Origin of the sequence: Bifidobacterium sp. MSTE12 (assembly GCF_000513015.1) — a bacterium.
GTDB classification, from domain to species: Bacteria; Actinomycetota; Actinomycetes; order Actinomycetales; family Bifidobacteriaceae; genus Bifidobacterium; species Bifidobacterium dentium.
In genome coordinates, this window is sequence record NZ_AZYA01000039.1 from 1 (window position 1) to 14,376 (window position 14,376).

At 54.9% G+C, this 14,376-nt stretch carries 11 protein-coding genes; 10 read left to right on the forward strand and 1 reads right to left on the reverse strand.

What is annotated here, in order from left to right:
• Window positions 1-187: 187 nt before the first annotated feature.
• The gene (locus tag HMPREF1494_RS09770; protein ID WP_034522508.1) at window positions 188-1,456 is read right to left on the reverse strand and encodes a hypothetical protein; all 1,269 of its coding nucleotides are present in this window, start codon (window positions 1,454-1,456) and stop codon (window positions 188-190) included.
• A 396-nt stretch (window positions 1,457-1,852) separates the two neighbouring features.
• Between HMPREF1494_RS09770 and rfbB the strand changes: the two genes are divergently transcribed.
• The 10 genes from rfbB (at window position 1,853) to HMPREF1494_RS09820 (ending at window position 14,369) form a co-directional block, all read left to right on the forward strand.
• Window positions 1,853-2,875: a dTDP-glucose 4,6-dehydratase gene (rfbB, locus tag HMPREF1494_RS09775; RefSeq protein ID WP_034522511.1), complete on the forward strand. Its 1,023-nt coding sequence runs from the start codon at window positions 1,853-1,855 to the stop codon at window positions 2,873-2,875.
• 93 nt (window positions 2,876-2,968) lie between these two features.
• Complete coding sequence (locus tag HMPREF1494_RS09780; RefSeq protein WP_034522516.1) at window positions 2,969-4,417, forward strand: sugar nucleotide-binding protein; 1,449 nt, start codon at window positions 2,969-2,971, stop codon at window positions 4,415-4,417.
• 45 nt (window positions 4,418-4,462) lie between these two features.
• A complete protein-coding gene (gene rfbA / locus HMPREF1494_RS09785; RefSeq protein ID WP_034522520.1) occupies window positions 4,463-5,371 on the forward strand; it encodes a glucose-1-phosphate thymidylyltransferase RfbA in 909 nt (302 codons plus the stop codon).
• Between the two features lie 55 nt (window positions 5,372-5,426).
• Window positions 5,427-6,917, forward strand: a complete 1,491-nt coding sequence (locus HMPREF1494_RS09790) for a polysaccharide biosynthesis tyrosine autokinase (RefSeq protein ID WP_034522523.1) — start codon at window positions 5,427-5,429, stop codon at window positions 6,915-6,917.
• Window positions 6,918-7,047: 130 nt separating this feature from the next.
• Window positions 7,048-8,400 (forward strand): FIVAR domain-containing protein, encoded by a 1,353-nt coding sequence (locus tag HMPREF1494_RS09795; RefSeq protein ID WP_034522526.1) that lies wholly within the window; start codon window positions 7,048-7,050, stop codon window positions 8,398-8,400.
• A gap of 200 nt (window positions 8,401-8,600) precedes the next feature.
• The gene (locus tag HMPREF1494_RS09800; RefSeq protein WP_034522530.1) at window positions 8,601-10,274 is read left to right on the forward strand and encodes a sugar transferase; all 1,674 of its coding nucleotides are present in this window, start codon (window positions 8,601-8,603) and stop codon (window positions 10,272-10,274) included.
• Between the two features lie 129 nt (window positions 10,275-10,403).
• Entirely contained in the window at window positions 10,404-10,814 is a 411-nt protein-coding gene (locus tag HMPREF1494_RS09805; protein ID WP_231495404.1) for a hypothetical protein, read from the forward strand.
• 454 nt (window positions 10,815-11,268) lie between these two features.
• Window positions 11,269-12,678, forward strand: a complete 1,410-nt coding sequence (locus HMPREF1494_RS09810) for a polysaccharide biosynthesis tyrosine autokinase (protein WP_231495405.1) — start codon at window positions 11,269-11,271, stop codon at window positions 12,676-12,678.
• 184 nt (window positions 12,679-12,862) lie between these two features.
• Window positions 12,863-13,219, forward strand: coding sequence for an acyltransferase (locus tag HMPREF1494_RS09815; RefSeq protein WP_231495406.1), 357 nt, complete (start codon window positions 12,863-12,865; stop codon window positions 13,217-13,219).
• The gene (locus HMPREF1494_RS09820) at window positions 13,212-14,369 is read left to right on the forward strand and encodes a glycosyltransferase family 1 protein (RefSeq protein ID WP_034522537.1); all 1,158 of its coding nucleotides are present in this window, start codon (window positions 13,212-13,214) and stop codon (window positions 14,367-14,369) included. The genes HMPREF1494_RS09815 and HMPREF1494_RS09820 overlap by 8 nt, the downstream gene beginning before the upstream one ends.
• The last annotated feature ends 7 nt before the right edge of the window (window positions 14,370-14,376 follow it).

A 14,376-nucleotide genomic window follows, 5' to 3' on the forward strand; every position in this document is an offset into this window, starting at 1 on the left:
GCCGATAACGGCCGTTATGTTGGCTTTTTTACCGGAATTTTTCCTAAAATGGGGTGTGTCCGATGAGGACATGCCTTGTGGAATTCGATGGTAACGCCGGCGCCTCCACCTCTCATGCGTAGTTGGGAAGCGCCGACGGCCGGCGGCGTATGCATAATGCATACTGCTGACCGGCCGTTCGGCTGTATCATCTCAGCTTTCGGCGGGAAATGGGAGCTCGGATGACAGCGACGATTGCGGTTGCGGACAAAAGAAGCGCGGCCGCAAAGATCATCGGGAGCGTGACGATGCCGGTTTTCGGCATGCTGCGGCTGATGGATTGTTGAGATGGAGCTGCGGGCGTCTCCCTAGGGGTTTCACTGGGTTCGGCTGGGGGAGTCGTTGGCTCCTTGGGTTCCTCAGGTTGAGCTGGTACTTCAACCGGCTTGATAATCACATTCACCTTGGCGGCGATATGGTCTTCCGTTGCGGTGCGCGACTGCATCTTTTCGGAGGTGATGCGTGCTGCGGTGATGTCGACATCCTGATTCGCTCCGGCGAATGCGGTACCGCCTTGCACCGCTTGCGCAGCCAAGCCGATTTGCTTGTTAAGTGCCGCAAGCTGAACCTCATCGACATCAAGTCGGTAATCAGCCAGTGCATTCAATCTCGTACCGGTCTGTTCAAGCAAGCTGGAGACGGTGAACTCGGGCATATCCGCGCTCGCGGTCAGCTCGAGTTGCGGAATATCGCTGATGATTCGCAATGTGGTGGTTTCGTACATGCCGTTCTCTGCCTGAGCCAGACCAGCGGCAAGTTGCAGATATGAGGTTAGGTTCGATACGTCGGAAAATGATCCATGCAGTATCTCCAACGTATCCAATCCTGCGGGAAACGTTCCGTGAAACATGCCGCCGCCGATTTGTACGTATCCGAGATAATCGGCAGCACCGACGCGTTCGACAATCGTGGGCGCACTGAACGTGCCGTGCTCCAGGTAAGCTTCCGCCATGCCTTCGCTGTCTTCGCCGAATTGCATCAGTGTATGGCTGGACGTGAACGTACCATTCTCGACGATCAGCGTGCCCCAGCACAGTATGGCCGACTCGGTGCCTCCGGCGACAGTGCCGGAGCCGGTTATGGTTAGCGTGGTATCGGCGGGAATGCTGATCGCGGGGCCGCCGCTTGCCGCAAGCGTATGTCCGTCGAGATCCAGAATTGCGGTATCGGCATCATCGGGAAGCGTAAAGTCGATGCTTTCGGTGACGTCCGTAAGCAATGTGATGGTCGAGTCGCCGTTGCCGACATGTTGGATTGCCGCCTGCAGGCTGGCATATGTGTTGTCGCCGACCTGTGCCACGGCTGATGGAGGAGCGTCGGCCCATGCGGTAACCGTATGGCCAGGAAATAGCGCAAGGGTGCAACACAGCATCATGAAAATGAAAAACATACGACTATTGGCGATTAATTGTTGCATGATTATTCTTTCTGTATGGCGCACGAAAATATGAATTCATGAATCAAATTCGTGCGTCGAATTGATGGTAATGTGCTCGCAAAAGCGAGAGAATGAAAAGGCAAGTACAGCGCTGTGCTTGAATTAAGTATATCAAAAGATGGTTGACGGGGGATAATCACGGGGGTTTATATTTCTATTTTTTCAGGAAAATAAACGTTTTTGAGAGTGGAGTGGTGATGGCGCAATTTAGATTAGGGTGAGAACTTCATTTCGTATCATTATCTGGCTATTTCTCTTATGAGAATACGTTTGGGTGGAATGAAATATCGCTTTTGATGGTTTGCGCGAAATATCACGTTGTTGAAAAAAGTACGGTAGGGTGGTGTGGGAATAGGACGCTGTAAAATCGGGGGCATGACAGAAGAGACCTTTACCCCTAGGAACATCATCGTGACCGGTGGCTGCGGCTTCATCGGATCGAACTTCGTACATTACGTGGTCAATAATCATCCGGATGTGCATGTCACCGTATTGGACAAGCTGACGTATGCCGGCAATCCTGAGAACATCGCCGGACTTCCGGAAGACCGCGTGGAGCTGGTCGTAGGAGATATCTGCGATGCGGATCTGCTGGATCGCATCGTGCCGGGGCACGACGCAATCGTGCATTATGCGGCGGAATCGCACAACGACAACTCCATCGCCGATCCCGAGCCGTTCCTGCACACCAATGTGGAGGGCACGTTCCGTCTGCTCGAAGCAGTACGTAAGTATGGCATCCGCTACCATCACGTGAGCACCGACGAGGTGTACGGCGATCTGGCGCTGGATGATCCGGCGAAGTTCACCGAGTCCACCCCATACCATCCGAGTTCGCCGTATTCGTCGACGAAGGCGGCATCCGACCTGCTGGTGCGTGCATGGACTCGCACGTACGGACTGCGCACGACCATTTCGAACTGCTCGAACAACTATGGTCCATATCAGCATGTTGAGAAGTTCATTCCGCGTCAGATTACGAACATTTTGGAAGGCATTCGCCCGAAGCTGTACGGCAAGGGTGAGAACGTGCGTGACTGGATCCACACCGAAGACCATTCCTCCGGCGTGTGGACGATTCTGACCAAGGGCCGTATTGGCGAAACGTATCTGATCGGTGCTAACGGCGAAAAGAACAACATCACCGTGCTGCGCATGATCCTGAAGATGATGGGGCAGAGTGAGGATGCGTTCGATTGGGTAAAGGACCGCCCGGGCCACGACCGTCGTTATGCGATCGATTCGACGAAGCTGCAGACGGAGTTGGGTTGGACCCCGACCCACACGGATTTCGAATCGGGACTCAGGCAGACAATCGATTGGTACACCGAAAACCGCCAGTGGTGGGAGAAGACCAAGGCCGCGACCGAAGCACGCTACAAGGCCCAAGGTCAGTGAGGCTTGGCAAGGATTGGGTGTCGGGGGTTCGAGTCCCTCATCGCCCAATCCGTCGTATCCGCATTCGAATGGTCTGATGGAGAGATGGGAAATATGGATTTTGAGAAGGAACTGAAGGTCACGGAGACGAACATTCCGGGCCTGCTGGTGTTTGATCTGCCTGTGCATGGAGACAATCGCGGTTGGTTCAAGGAGAACTGGCAGCGAGCGAAGATGCTGGAACTGGGCCTGCCGGATTTCGGACCGGTGCAGAACAACATTAGCTTCAACGCGAAGAAGGGCGTGACGCGAGGCATCCACGCCGAACCGTGGGACAAGTACATCTCCATCGCGACGGGCGAGATCTTCGGTGCGTGGGTGGACCTGCGCCCAGGCGAAAGCTTCGGTCAGGTGTATACGACCCGATTGGATCCGTCGAAGGCGATCTACGTGCCGCGTGGCGTAGGCAACAGCTTTCAGGCCCTTGAAGACGGCACCGCGTATACGTATCTGGTGAACGCGCACTGGAGCCTGGAACAGAAGAAGACCTACACTTTCGTGAACCTCGCCGACCCGGAACTGAATATTCCGTGGCCGATCCCACTTGAGGAATCCGAACGAAGCGAAGCCGACCTGCATCATCCAATGCTCAAGGACGCCAAGCCCATGGCGCCGCGTCGCACGATGGTGACCGGTTGCAACGGCCAGCTCGGCCACGCAATCCGCGACTACGTGGAGACCCACGGTCTGCAAGGCTTTGAATTCAACGACATCGACACGTTCGACTTCTCCGACCCGACCCAATACGACCAGTTCGATTGGAGCCTGTACGGTACGATCATCAATGCCGGTGCCTACACGGCCGTGGACAAGGCCGAAACCGACGAAGGCCGACCCATCGCATGGAAGGCGAACGCGCAAGGACCGGCCCTGCTGGCCGGAATCGCCAAGGAACACAACATCACGCTCGTGCACGTAAGCTCGGACTACGTGTTCGACGGCGTCGAGAAGGAGCACAGCGAGACCGAGGCGTTCGCGCCGTTGGGTGTGTACGGGCAGACCAAGGCCGCCGGCGACATCGCCGTGGCGAACGTGCCTCGCCACTATATCGTACGCAGCTCGTGGGTGATCGGTGAAGGCCATAACTTCGTGAAGACCATGATGATGCTCTCCGATCGCGTGGCCGACCCGAACGACCAGCTCAATGAGGTGACCGTGGTGGACGATCAGTACGGCCGGCTCACCTTCACCACAGATATGGCCGAGGCGATTTTCCACCTGCTGGATACGAACGCCGAATATGGCACGTACAACCTGACCGGTTCCGGTGCGGTGAAGTCCTGGGCGGACATCGCCAAGGCGGTGTTCGATGAAACGAATGGCAACGGCGACAAGGTCAAGCCGATTTCGACCGACCAGTATTTCGCGAATGCGAAGAACCCGGTCAGTCCGCGCCCGACCAATTCGGCGCTGAACCTCGCGAAGATTGAACGGACCGGTCTGAACGTGCCGGATTGGGAAGAATCCCTGAAGGCATACGTTGCCAAGGAACTGAAGAACTGAACCCGTCTCCTTCGTCGAAGGGACGCCATAGGTAAGGAGAAGTCAATGAAGGGCATCATTCTGGCGGGCGGATCCGGAACCCGTCTATACCCGTTGACCACGGTCACGTCGAAGCAGTTGCTGCCGGTGTATGACAAGCCGATGATCTACTACCCGCTCAGCGTGCTGATGATGGCCGGGATCCGTGACATCCTGATTATCTCCACGCCGAAGGATCTGCCGAACTTCGAAAGGCTACTGGGCGACGGTTCGCATTATGGCGTGAACTTCTCCTACAAGGTGCAACCCAGCCCGGATGGTCTGGCGCAGGCATTCCTGCTGGGTGAAGAGTTCATCGACGGCGAACCGTGCGCGCTGGTACTGGGAGACAACATCTTCTACGGCAATGGTTTGGGCGCTACGCTGCGCGGCGCGGTACGCAAGGCGGAATCCGGCGAGGGCGCAAGTGTATTCGGCTATTATGTGGACGATCCGGAACGTTACGGCGTAGTTGAGTTTGACGAGAACAAGAAGGCCATCTCGATCGAAGAGAAGCCGGCCAGGCCGAAATCGCATTACGCGGTGACGGGCCTGTACTTCTACGACGAACGTGTGGTCGATTTCGCCAAGCAGGTCAAGCCGAGTCCGCGTGGCGAACTGGAGATTACAGACCTCAACCGCATGTATCTCGATGCGGGCGCGTTGAACGTGCGTACGCTGGGCCGCGGGTATGCGTGGCTGGATACGGGCACGATGGATTCGCTGTTCGAGGCGGGTGAGTTCGTGCGTACCGTGCAGCATGCGCAGGGCCTGCCAATCGCCATTGTCGAGGAGATTGCCTACGAGAACGGGTGGATTAGTCGTGGGCAGCTTGTGGAATCTGCCGAACGGTACGGTAAAAGCCCGTACGGCCAGCACTTGCAGGGTATTGCCGACGGTGAGATCATGCTCGTGCCCAACACCGACAAGCGGTGACTTCACCCCCTGTGAGGGGACATTCCAAAATAGGCTTTTGATTTGCACACATGAGATGGAGAATCCAGTGATTTCTGCAGAGAACACTAACGCTCAGCAGGTTGTCGTGCCGCAAGGGGCATCTGAAGAGACGGATAACGGCATCACCCTTATGGGTCTGCTGACAATCATTCGTAAGCATATCGTCACTGCGATCATCGCATTCGTGGTGGTAGTCGCTGGTGTGAGCACCTACACCTTCCTGGCTCCGCCGAAATACACGGCGACGGCTCAGACCATGGCTACCTATAACGCCTCGCAGGAAGGCGCCGACATCAGCCAACAGAGCACCGGCGGCAGCTATATTTCCAATCAGATCACTTCATATCCGACGCTGGCCACCACCGAAAAGGTGCTCAAGCCCGTTATCAACGAGCTCGGTCTTGATGAGACCGTTGCGGAACTGGCCGGTCAACTGACCGTCACCAACCCCACCAATACGGCGTTCGTAAATATCTCAGCAGTGGACGGCGATCCGAAGCAGGCCGCCGACATCGCCAACGCGGTGGCCGAATCCCTGCAGGACGTCATCCAGAACGATTTGTACTCCACCTCCGACAAGTCGCCGGTGAAGATGTCCATCGTGCAGAAGGCCCAGACGCCGACCTCGAAGAGTTCGCCGAAGACCGCGCTGTATCTTGCAGTCGGTGTGGTTTTGGGCATTATCGTGGGTGTATTCGCCGCACTGATCAAGGATTTGCTGAACACCAAGGTCGAGGATACCTCCGACGTGCGTGGCGTGGTTGGTTCGTCCGCATTGGGCTCCGTGCCGCAGGATGAATCTCTTACCGAAAAGCGTCCGGTCATCGTATCGCAGCCGAACGGTGCCATTGCCGAGGAATTCCGCCGCATCCACACGAATATCGAATTCCTGCAGACCGACAAGACCAGTGGCGTCGGGCAACTGATCGTCATCACCTCCACGTCGCCGTCCGAAGGCAAGACCACCACTGCCATCAACACTGCGGCCGCTCTGGCCGAAGATGGCGCGAAGGTGCTGCTCATCGACGCCGATCTACGTCACCCATCCGTGGCCCATCATCTTGGACTCGAAGGCACTGCCGGACTGGCGCACGTGCTTTCCGGCCAGATGACCCCGAAGGATGTGGTGCAGAACTATTGGAAGCAGAGCTTGCACATTCTGCCTGCGGGTAAGCGCCCGGCCAATGCTGGTGTGTTGCTGGGTTCCGAAACCATGAAGCTTATGGTGGAGCAGGCACTCACCCAGTATGACTATGTGGTTATCGATACCGCCCCGCTGAGCGTATCCAACGATGGTGCCGTATTCGGTCGTTGGGCCAAAGGCCTGGTGCTCGTCACCGGTCGTGGTGTGTGCGAGAAGAAGGAGTTGCAGGAGGTCGCCGATACGCTTCATACTGCTGAAGTGCCGGTGCTCGGCTTCATCTTCAACTTCGCCGACCCGAAGAAGGTCCACTCGCATTCGAATTATTACTACTATTACGAAGACGGAGCGCCTCGCAGTACCCATAAGGGCAAGAGGCACTGATTGCCGTTGTTGCGGCTCCCGTCGATTGGCGGGAGCCCTTTCATATGCGTTCTGGCATATTGTGAGCAACGGAATATAAACTAGTGATTTAAGAGCTGGTATCGGCAGATGCATACGGAATTGAGGATGTATGGGTAACGACGAGCATGACTCCAAGCCTGTTGAAGGTGCGTTGGCCAGCCGCTCCCGTGATATCGTCGATACGTTCTGGGATATTCCGCCGCTGAGCTTCTCCGAGTCGGAATTCGCCACTGAGGAGCCGCTTTCCGAGAGTGGACGGGTCATCTCTTCCATGGGCAAAGCCGAACTTGACGCGGAGACCGAGAACGCCGCACCTGTGATGACCATCACGGCACCTGCCGTCGAAACTCCGGTTGTGACCACCAAGGTCACGGATGCCGCTGAAACCATGCCGTTGGCGGATTCATCCATTCCGCAGGCGTTCGATGTGCCGTCCTCCGACAACGCTGCGGATGCCGCAGCCAAGACGGCTGGCTCCATCGAAGACATTTCCAACGACCCTGAACATGATCCGCTGAAACTCGTTCCAATCCTGCCTAAACAGCCATCGAATGCCAAAAAGATCATCATAGGAGTAATTACGGCGATCATTGCGGTGGCGGTGATTATCGGTCTGATCCTGACATGGCATAATCGTCAGACCTCACAGGAACGTCGCGCTGCCGTCACGACATGCGAACGAGCCAAAAACAAGTACGATTCCGCCAATACAAGTATGGCCGCTGCGCTGAAGAAGGCGACCGCATTGCAGAGCACCACCGCCAATCAAGTGATGGACGCGCAGACGTTGACGAAGCTCAACGATGCGATCACCAAAGCGCAAAACATGAAGACCATAGGCGGATGCGAAGCATCACAGTCCGATTCAGTGCTACGTCAGCATGCCCGCTCAATGAGCAAGCAGATCAGTGGCATCAAGGAGACCACCAAAGCGCTGACTTCGGCGACCACGGCCGTGACAGACAGCAAGACAGCCAAAACGAAGCAGGACGCCATCGATCAAGCACGTAAGAATCTGCAGGACGCCATCGATGCCGCGCAGAAGCTACTGGATGGCAGCCTGTACAAGGTGGCCGACAATTCCACACGCGTGGCGCTGGAAAACGCCATCGACACCGCACAGGCGCTGATTGACGGCAACAGCACGGACACTAAGGCCATGCAGGACGCCGTCAGCGGCATAACCTCCGCTTCCGACAGTGTGAACGCCTCCATTGACGCGCAAAATCAGGCCAACACCAATACGAACGGCAACACGAACACCTACAGACGTGGTGCCACCACAACCGTACCTGAACCGTCGGCCTCCACCGAATCCGAATCGCCTTCGCAAAGTGCCACCGAAACACCGAAGGATGACGGTAGTTCGTCGACGACTCCTGTGGATCCGTCTCCAAGCCCCACCACACCATCGAGCTCAGGTACGTCCAACGACACCTCTGAATCCGACACTTCGGATTAAGGTGAATGAATTCCGACTGCCTCCCTTTTTGCTCGATACATAGTCGCACACCACCGACTTCAGAGGGTATTTTTCTTGCAGGATTGTTGTGTTTCCTTAGATGATGCACCCGTATACCGTTGAGGCACCCGATTTCAGGGGACCTATGTGATACTGTGATATCAGCCGTTCGATGAATGAGGCGAAGAGAAGAGGACCGTATGCCCATGCAGGGTGAGGCAATCGAATTCGACGAGCATGCCCGTACGCAGGAGATTCATATGATTTCCTCGCATACGAACCGTCAGACATATGCAAAAACTCAGAATCAGGCATATTCCGGCCAACCTTCCACATCTTTCGAACCAATGACCTTCTCCAATACGCCGTTCCCGACCGGAGACAAGGGTGGTATGCGGAGTCGGAGGGCACGCAACGCGGATCGGCGCCCACGATGGCGATATGCTTTCGTAAGTTGCATGGTCGTTCTCGACATCGCGGTGATGCTGTCGCTGCTGATCAGCCTGCTGGTCAACGGTGAAGCATACGTCACCATCGTACGATCCATGCCGTTCGGGCTGTTCCTGTTCTGCTTCAGCTTGATTTGGGTGCTGTGCCTGGCACTTGCCGGCACGTACCATCGACATCTCATGGCGGATGGTTATGAACTGTATGCGAAGATTATCAATGCTTCGCTGCTCACCGTCCTGTTGTACTGCAGCCTGTCGTTCACACTCAATCTCGACCTGCCCCGTACCGCACTGATCACAGCACCGGTCATCGCGTTCTTTCTGGCGGTGATTGAACGTTGGCAGATGCGTATGAGCCTGCATCGCAACCGTCGGAACGGACGGTGCAAATACAAGACCGTGCTGGTCGGATCATCCGTCGGCATCAATACCGCCCTGCGCACCATGGCCGACTATTCCAATTGGGGCTATGAACCGATCGCAGTCTGCCCGATCGAAGCGGATCTGCATGAACCCGACGCCTACGTGGTCACCTCATTCGTACCGGATCCCAACATTCCCGGTGCCGACAAACTCAAGGTAATCCCGTTCAATTCGGCATTTCCGCGCACTTGCGAAAGCCTTGGTGCTCAGGAGGTGTACATAGCCGATGTGTTGTCGCGCGATTCCGAAATGCTGCATGGCATGTCCCTGGCCATCGAATCCTTGGGCATGGAATTGGCGTTGTCCGTATCGTTGGCCGACATCAGCGGCCATCGCCTGTACCTGCGTAACACCACGGAACAGCCCGTGCTGCTGGCCAGTCTGCCGCAATACACCAACTCCGCGTATGCGGTCAAACGCGTACTTGATATCGTTTGCTCGGCGCTTGCGCTGATCGTATTCTCTCCGTTGCTGTTGGGTGTGGCCATTGCCATCAAATTGGATGATGGTGGTCCGGTGTTCTTCTCACAGACGCGTATCGGATTGCATGGCCGCCCATTCAAAATGTATAAGTTCCGTTCCATGGTTACCAATGCCGAGGAGTTGAAGAAGAAACTCGCAGAGGAAAGTGGCCAGTCCGATCGTTTTATTTTCAAGATGAAAGACGATCCGCGCATTACCAAAATCGGTCATTTTATTCGAAAGACCTCACTGGATGAATTCCCGCAATTCTTCAACGTCTTGAAAGGTGACATGTCGCTGGTGGGGCCGCGCCCCGCACTGCCTGAGGAAGTGGCGCGCTACGGGTCATTATATTCGGCGCGACTGTTGGTCAAGCCCGGCATCACCGGACCGTGGCAGGTTTCCGGACGCTCCGATCTTTCCCAAGAGCAAAGTGAATATTTGGACGTTTCCTATATCGAAAATTGGTCCATTACTGGCGATTTGGCCATTCTTGCGAAAACAGTTTTAGTGGTATTCCGTGGAACGGGATCGTATTAAATTCAAAAATAATCCTATTCGAATTTGAATTACCGTTATTAAGCAGTACACTTATTGGTAAATTTGGTTAAAATTGTTTTCGAATAGGAGTAAAGAATGTCGGTATTACAGGGTTTTGAAGAAGTTAATATGACTGCACCGCGTGGCAAGCTCTCCATGCTGATTACCAAGGATGTGGTGCGCTTCAACAAGGCGACTGCGATCGCACTCGGATATCCGGCGTATGTTAAGGTGCTGATCAACGACAAGACCAAGCAGTTTGCCGTCAAACCATGCAAGCAGTCCGATGCCAATGCCGTGAAGTTCAGCAAGCCGGAAGGCAAGCAGACCGCCTCTGTGAACATCAAGGATGTCATGGTTCTCGACTCCGTGTTGAAGTATTTCAAGCTTGATGAGCCTCAGGACGGACAGGTGACGTTCCAGTCCATGCAGGGAACCTTCTATCCGGAAGAGCGTGTGGCGATGTTCTCCGTGGCTGACGCCAAAGCGGGTGTGATGAAGAAGCGTGGCCGCAAGAAGTCCGAATCGGAAGAAGCCTGATGCTCGATTCCGCTGTCTGATCATTAGAAAGACGAGACGTTTTTTAGTGACGGAGCCTTACCGGATTGAACTGTGTCCCGGTAGGGCTCCATTGCTAAACGCGTGTTTAAACCTAGTTATCTCTTCCATCGCAATTCTGCTGTCGTCTCTCATGACCGGTCCATGGCAGGTGTCTGGCCGTTCCGATCTGAGTGCTATGGAATCCGAGGTGTTGGATATGTGAGCTACGTGTGGAACTGGTCCGTGCTGGGCAACATGGCACTGCCGTTCGGTACCGTCGGTGCAGCACTCGGTCGTAAGGGTGCATGCTGAATTGGTATGAGAGGGGGTTTATCCGATTTTTAAATAGGGGTCTGTTCTTGTCAGAGTGGCCGGTAAGATAGCCTACGAAAGACTGAGCGTTTCTCGGCAAGTGGGGTGGAGTGCCCGCTTCAGTGTGAGAATGAGAGGGAACATGACTATATCGGACGTGTTGAGAGCCATCAAGAAGCACTGGATTGTGGAAATTGTGCTGTTCTGCGCGGTGGTGGGCGTTGTCGCGGGAAAAACATTCACGACCACGCCGGTGTATACGGCGAGCACCGAGATACTGGCACAGTATAGTTCCGCATTGTCCAGCGGAGATACGGCTACTTCGAACCAGCAGTATTCGAATGGGACGTCTCCGACCAGCCTGTACCCAAATCTTGTACAGTCCGATGAAGTATTGCAAGCCACCATAGACAATCTGGGACTCCACACCACACCATCAGCTTTGCGCTCCAACGTTTCGGCAGTGTCTAACGACGCTTCGTCCATTATCTATATCTATGCTACGGATTCCGATCCGAAACAAACCGTGCGTATTGTCGATGAGCTGGTGAAGCAGCTGAAAAAACAAGCTGATGCGATGGCTGGCGTCAGCACTAACGTCTCCTTCGCTGTTATCCAAGCCCCGGTGGAACCTACCTCCGCTTCTTCTCCGAACGTGAAGGCAAACCTTGCCATCGGTATTGTTGCGGGTGCCATCATCGCGATGTTGGGTGCTGTCATCCGTGAGATGTTCGATAAAGGCATTAATGACGCTGCCGATGTGCAATCCATCGTTCGTGATCCGATACTCGCTTCCGTGCCAAAAACACACACGGTGTCCGACGGCGTTCCTGCTGTTATTGCCAAGCCTCGGGGACGTGCGGCAGAGGAAATCCGTCGTCTGACTACAAACATCTCTTTTGTCACTCCGAAAGATTTGAAGCAGCCGAACGTTATCATCGTTACCTCCGCCAACCCCCGTGAGGGTAAGACGACGGTGTCGGTGAACATGGCTGCCTCGTTCGCTGAAAAAGGCAAGAGTGTGCTGCTTATTGATGCTGATGTGCGTCATCCCTCCGTGGCTCCGGCCTTGGGCATGAACAGTGGCGTCGGTCTGGTTTCGTTGCTGGCCGGCGAAGTTTCCGCCAAAGAAGCCATCCAGCCATATTGGAAATCCTTCCTGCATGTGTTGCCTGCCGAAGAGCAGAAGACACCGTCTGGCATTATTTTGGGGTCTGATGTTATGCGCCAGCTCATTGATCAGGCCGCTGAACGTTATGACTACGTAATCATCGATACTGCTCCTATGACCGTGGCCAACGATGCAGCCGTATTTGCGGAACAGGGTGGTGTACTGCTGTTGGTCGTGGGGCAGGGCATTGCACAGAAGAAGGCATTGCGTGAAGTGGTGAAGGAATTCCGCATGTCCAAGACCGCTATTCGTGGTGTGGTGTTGAATATGGTCTCTGTGAACAACGCCGGCCGTTCCAGCTATTACTACTACGAAGACCACGAAGACGGCTCCTCCTCTAGGAAGAAGTCCAAGTCGCGTGCCGCTCGCTCCAAGAAGTAAGCAACGGCTTACGTAACTGGTTCATGTCTGCATAGTAAGGGGACTCCGATGGTAGTGGTGAAGCTGTGGTACCGGTTTACCGGAGTGCTGCTGAAGTCTCTCTATAAGGTTATTTACGGCAAATCCGTCCACTGGGGCAAATCGTTGCATTTCCGCAAGGGGTTGCAGTTGACTGCCGAGATGGGTGGCACCATTACCCATCGGAGACAATGTCTTCTTCAACAACGATTGCGCGGTGCATGCCATCAAGGAGGTTAGGATCGGCAGCGAAACGATTTTCGGGGAGAACGTACGTGTGTACGATCACAATCATCGTTTTGCCGACGAGAAGGAAGCCATCAAAGGCCAAGGCTATTCCACGGCGTCGGTGGTAATCGGCGAGCATTGCTGGATCGGCAGCAATGTGACGATTCTCAAAGGCGCCACCATCGGAGACAACTGCGTGATTGGCGCCGGATGCGTGATAGCCGAGAACATTCCTTCCAATACCGTGGTCCGCTTGGAACAGCAGCTGCTCAAAGAAGAGGTCCGCCATGACTGAGCATGCTCCGCTTCGGGTACTGGTGCTTGACACGGTGATGGATCGTGGCGGCGCCGAAACCATGATGATGAATTATCTGCGCCATTTCGACCGTAGCAAAGTTGCCTACGATTTTCTGGTGAACCGCGATTACCGTGCGGCCTACGAGGATGAAATCGAGGCGCTTGGCGGACGCATCTACCGCATGTGCCCAATGTACCCGCAGTATTTCGGACGGTACAAGCGTGAATTCCGCAACTTCCTCGAGCAGCACACGGAATATCGGATCATTCATTCGAATCTTGAGGAACGTAGCTACTTCCCGTTACGGATCGCGGCTGAAAAAGGCATTCCGGTACGTATCGCACATGCGCATAATCGCCCGGTCGGTTTCAATCTGAAATCCATTTTCCGAGAATACTTCCGTATGCGTCTGCCGAAGTATGTGACGCACATGTTTGCATGCGGAACCGAAGCGGGAGACTGGCTGTACGGTGAGAAGAGCCGTGACAGAGTGATTCAGCAACGTAACGCCATCGACACGTCGGCCTACCGATACGATGCTGCCATCGCAACGCAGGTGCGTGAGGAGTTTGGCGTCACCGATTCGGGTACTTTCGTGCTCGGCCATGTAGGGCGTTTCTTCCCGCAAAAGAACCATACATTTCTGATTGACATCTTCGCAGAGGTGCATAAGCGTCATCCGAACAGTGTGCTGTGGCTCGTAGGCGGCGGAGAGCTGAACGACGCATTGAAAAACCAAATTAAAGCCAAGGTTGACGATCTCGGTCTATCTGGTGCCGTGGAGTTCCTTGGCGTGCGCGGCGATGTAAATCGACTGTTGCAAGGTATGGATTCCTTTATCTTGCCAAGCCTGTATGAGGGCTTGCCGGTGACCATGATCGAGGCACAGGCGTCCGGCTTGCCGTGCACTATTTCCGATCGTGTGCCCGAACAGTGCGATGTGACGGGGAATGTGCAGATTATCGGGTTGAATGCCACTCCTGCAGAATGGGCTAAACGGATTCTGGACCAGCATGCCGAATACGCCGGAACCAATCGCACGGAAGGCACGGACAAGGTGACCAAGGCGGGGTTCGACATCAAGGCCAACGCGGAATGGTTGCAAAGGTTCTATGTGGACGCGTTGGCCGAATCCACACGTGTTTGAGGTGATT